Source organism: Fundidesulfovibrio sp. (genome assembly GCF_058402725.1).
The window spans coordinates 1-4,117 of the sequence record NZ_JBZVFJ010000218.1 but is presented as its reverse complement, the minus strand read 5'-3'; the positions used below and the strand labels follow the sequence as shown (position 1 = coordinate 4,117).

Here is a 4,117-nt window from a genome sequence, read left to right as displayed (position 1 = left end):
CGTCGGGAGACACCTTCTCAAGTTTCAGCTGGTCCGAAAAGGGCCGAGCAGGTCATGACCATCTGACACCTCCAGGACGTCCGCTCCATACGTCCAAGTTGGTGTCCAAGAAAACCCTAGGGCAATCCAGCATGATGAATTTCTGTTCATCCCTCGGAAAGCTTCCTGTCATTCACGGCGATTAACTCCTGGCATCACGGGACGCGACGCGGCCCGAAACCAGGAGTGAACCATGCATCGGACGAATCTGTTCAAGCTCTCCCTCTTCAGCGCCCTCATCGTCCTGTTTGCGGCAGGGCAGGCCCTCGCGGAGCTGCCCAGGATCGCCGATCTGGCCGAAAAGGCCGGACCGGCCGTGGTGAACATCTTCACCGAAACCGCCCCCAAGCAGTCGCAGCGCCAGCCGCGCATGCAGATCCCCCGGGGCACACCCTTCGACGATTTCTTCGAGCAGTTCGATCAATACTTCAACCAGAACCCCCAGCAGCAACAGCAGAAGCGCTCCCGCTCCCTGGGCTCCGGCTTCCTGATCTCCGCAGACGGCTACATCATCACCAACAACCACGTGGTGGAAAAGGCCGACAAGGTGAACGTGAAGCTCCAGAAGGGCGAAAAGACCATCCAGGCGCGCGTGGTGGGCACCGACCCCGAGACCGACCTGGCGCTGCTCAAGATCGACAACGGCAGTTCCCTGCCCTTCCTCAAGCTGGGCGACTCCGCCAAGCTGCGCGTGGGCGACTGGGTGGTGGCCATCGGCAACCCCTTCGGCCTGGCCCACACCGTCACGGCGGGCATCGTCTCGGCCAAGGGCCGCGTGATCGGCGCGGGACCCTATGACGACTTCATCCAGACCGACGCCTCCATCAATCCCGGCAACTCCGGCGGACCGCTCCTGAACCTGGACGGCGAAGTGGTGGGCATCAACGCCGCCATCATCGCCTCGGGACAGGGCATCGGCTTCGCCATCCCCGCCAACATCGCCAAGGACGTGGTGGCCCAGCTCAAGAACAAGGGCAAGGTCAGCCGGGGCATGCTGGGCGTGACCATCCAGTCCGTGGACGAAAACACCGCCAAGGCCCTGGGACTGTCCGAGGCCAAGGGCGCCCTGGTGAGCCAGGTGGGCCCCGGCAGCGCCGCCGAAAAGGCGGGACTGGCCTCCGGCGACGTGATCACCGCCGTGAACGGACAGCCCGTGGCCGACTCCCACGACCTGACCACCCGCATCGGCAACATGAACCCCGGCGAGCCCGTCACCGTCACCTACCTGCGCAAGGGCAAGTCCCAGACCGCCAAGGTGACCCTCATGGAACGCGACGCCAAGGCCCTGGGCCAGATGGGCGACGACCCCGCCCAGGCCAAGGGCGGCGACACCCTGGGCATGACCCTCTCCGCCACCGATCCCCGCACCGGCAAGCCCGCCGGGGGGCTGCTGGTGGTGGACGTGGCCCAGAACTCCGCCGCCGCCGAGGCCGGACTGCGCCGGGGCGACGTGCTCATGGAGATCAACCAGCGCCCGGTCGCCACCCCCGAAGAGGCCGCCTCCATCATCGAGAAGGAAGGCAAGGCCAGGGGCGCGGTGGTCGTGCTCTTCAAACGCCAGGGACAGCCGGTGTTCCGGTCCATCCCCGTGCAATAGATGTCCCTCACAAGCCTGCCCGGGAGCTAGCCACGCCCGGGGAGGTCCTCCTCCACCCTCGCATCAGCCCCCCCATCCCGGGGGGGTTGGTGTTTTCAAGGCCCCCGACGCGAAACGCCCGGCCGCTTGCACGGCCGGGCGTTTCGCGTCACGCTCCGGTGGGAGGCTACTGCCCGCCCATACCGCAGCCCGAATACCAGCTGTCGCAGCTGGAGAGGCAGGCGTCCATGTCGTACTTGCGCTTGTTCTTGGGGTCGGCCTTGCACTTGGCGCGGCACTCCTCAAAGGCCTTGCGGCAGTATTCGCGCGTCTCGGGCTGGCCGCCCGAGGCCTTGCGCCGCTCGCCCTTCACCGCGGGCGGCGCCACGGGAACCTCCTTGCCGGCCTTGTCCTCCGCCAGGCGCATCCTGGCCGCGCAGACCATGTTGCAGTCCACGCATTCGTAGTTGCAGGTCACGCTGGGGTCGCCCGAGGTGTCGGAGACGGTGCAGATCACCGTGCCGTCCGGACGCACGCACTCGTAGACGCGCTGCTGCTGGGCCTGGGCCGTGGCGGCCACGCAGAGCGCGGCCAGGGCAAAAAGAATCGTTCGCATCGCGCACTCCTTGATCGCAGGGATGATGGCCCCCGGATACCCCCTCCCGGGGCTTGGCGCAAGGTCCGGGCGAAAACCCGGCGGCCTTGTTTCGCGCCCGGCTCCGGGATAGGATGGACGCGGAGGCCGCCCATGCACCCCCCCGACACCGACCGCGCGGAGCTTGACCGCGCCGACCCAGGCCGGGCCGAGCTCGCCGCGCCCAGGCGCTTCGCCACGCTCTTCGCCCTGGCCGCCCTTACCGGCGGCGCGGCCGGGACCCTGGCCACGGCCTTCCATCTGGCGGCGGACGGCGTCCAGGCCCTGCGGCTCCACCTGGTCTCGCGCTCAGGCGCTCTGGCCTGGGCCGCGTCCATGCTGGCCACGGCCGCGCTGACGTGGCTTGCCGTGTGGGCCGTGCGCCGCTTCGCCCCCGAAGCGGGCGGCAGCGGCATCCAGGAGGTGGAGGGCGCGCTGGCCGGGCTGCGGCCCTTTCGCTGGGCCAGGGTGCTCCTGGTGAAGTTCGCGGCGGGAACAGCCGCCCTGGGCAGCGGGCTGGCCCTGGGCCGCGAGGGACCCACCATCCAGATGGGCGCGGCCCTTGGACGCCTCACGGCCTGGCTCTTCGGACGCGACGCGGCCTACGCCCGCCATTGCCTGGCCGCCTCCGGGGCCGGGGCCGGGCTGGCGGCCGCTTTCGGCGCGCCCCTGGCCGGAGTGCTCTTCGTGGTGGAGGAGATGCGCGAGCACTTCCACTTCGATTTCGTCTCCTTCCACTGCGTGGTGGTGGCCTGCGCCGCCGCCCAGGTGGCCTGCCTGCTCCTGGCGGGACCGGGCCAGGCCATCCCCATGCCCCTGCTGCCGGACCCGGACCCCGCCTCCCTGGGCTTGTTCCTGGCCTTCGGGCTCACCGTGGGGCTGGCGGGCACGGCCTTCAACGCCTGCCTCACGCGCACCCTGGACCTCTTCGAGCCCCTGGCCGCGCGCCCGCGCCTGACCGCCGCCCTGGCCGTGGGCGCGCTCACGGGCCTGTGCGCCTGGGCCTGGCCCGTGTCGGCCGGGGGCGGCCACGCCACGCTCTCGGCCGTGCTGGACCACGCCCTGGCCGGTCCGGCCTGGAGCCTGATGGCCCTCTTCGCCGTGCGGTTCCCGTTGACCATGCTCAGCTACGCCTCGGGCGCTCCGGGGGGCATCTTCGCGCCCATGCTGGCCCTGGGCACGCTCTGGGGGGTGTTCTTCGGGGCCTCGGCCCAGGCCCTGTTCCCGGGCTCCTGCCCCCCGCCGGACGCCTTCGCCGTGGCGGGCATGGGCGCGCTCTTCGCGGCCACGGTGCGCGCCCCCATGACGGGCATGGTGCTCATCCTGGAGATGACGCGCAACTACCAGCTCACCCTGCCGCTCATGCTGGCCTGCATCACTGCGGCGGCCACCGCCGCCTCGCTGGGGACCAAGCCCATCTACCGCGTGCTCCTGGAAAGGGTGCTGGCCCGGGAAGCGTCGAACCCGACGATTTGACACGCCCGCTCCCCGGCGCATACAAGCCCGCCATGGCGTCCCACCCCTCCGGCGAACCGGACAGCACCAAGCGCACCCTGGCCCTGGCCCTGGGCGCGCTGGGCGTGGTCTACGGCGACATCGGCACCTCGCCCCTCTATGCCGTGAAGGAATGCTTCCACGGCCTGCACGCCATCGAGCTTTCGCCCGCCAACGTGCTGGGCGTGCTCTCGCTGATCTTCTGGTCGCTCACGGTGGTGATCACCGTGAAATACGTCTCCTTCATCCTGCGCGCCGACAACAAGGGCGAGGGCGGCATGTTCGCCCTGGTGGAGCTTCTGCCCGCGCGCAAGCTCGGCCAGAAGACCGTGGCCCTGACCACCCTGCTGGGCCTGTGCGGCGCGGCGCTGCTC

The 4,117-nt window shown here is 69.8% G+C and carries 4 protein-coding genes; 3 read left to right on the top strand and 1 reads right to left on the bottom strand.

All coding sequences use genetic code 11. The features are described from left to right. Positions 1 to 232: 232 nt before the first annotated feature. Positions 233 to 1,636: a Do family serine endopeptidase gene (locus ACV4UX_RS17660; protein ID WP_491594592.1), complete on the top strand. Its 1,404-nt coding sequence runs from the start codon at positions 233 to 235 to the stop codon at positions 1,634 to 1,636. 166 nt (positions 1,637 to 1,802) lie between these two features. On the opposite strand, the gene ACV4UX_RS17655 is transcribed toward ACV4UX_RS17660, so the two are convergent. Further along, on the bottom strand, positions 1,803 to 2,231 hold the full coding sequence (locus ACV4UX_RS17655; protein ID WP_173086721.1) for a hypothetical protein: 429 nt from the start codon (positions 2,229 to 2,231) through the stop codon (positions 1,803 to 1,805). A gap of 132 nt (positions 2,232 to 2,363) precedes the next feature. Between ACV4UX_RS17655 and clcA the strand changes: the two genes are divergently transcribed. Continuing rightward, the gene (clcA, locus tag ACV4UX_RS17650) at positions 2,364 to 3,725 is read left to right on the top strand and encodes a H(+)/Cl(-) exchange transporter ClcA (RefSeq protein ID WP_491594591.1); all 1,362 of its coding nucleotides are present in this window, start codon (positions 2,364 to 2,366) and stop codon (positions 3,723 to 3,725) included. 32 nt (positions 3,726 to 3,757) lie between these two features. After that, positions 3,758 to 4,117, top strand: a 360-nt coding sequence (locus ACV4UX_RS17645; RefSeq protein ID WP_491594590.1) for a KUP/HAK/KT family potassium transporter, incomplete at its 3' end; no start/stop codon positions are given.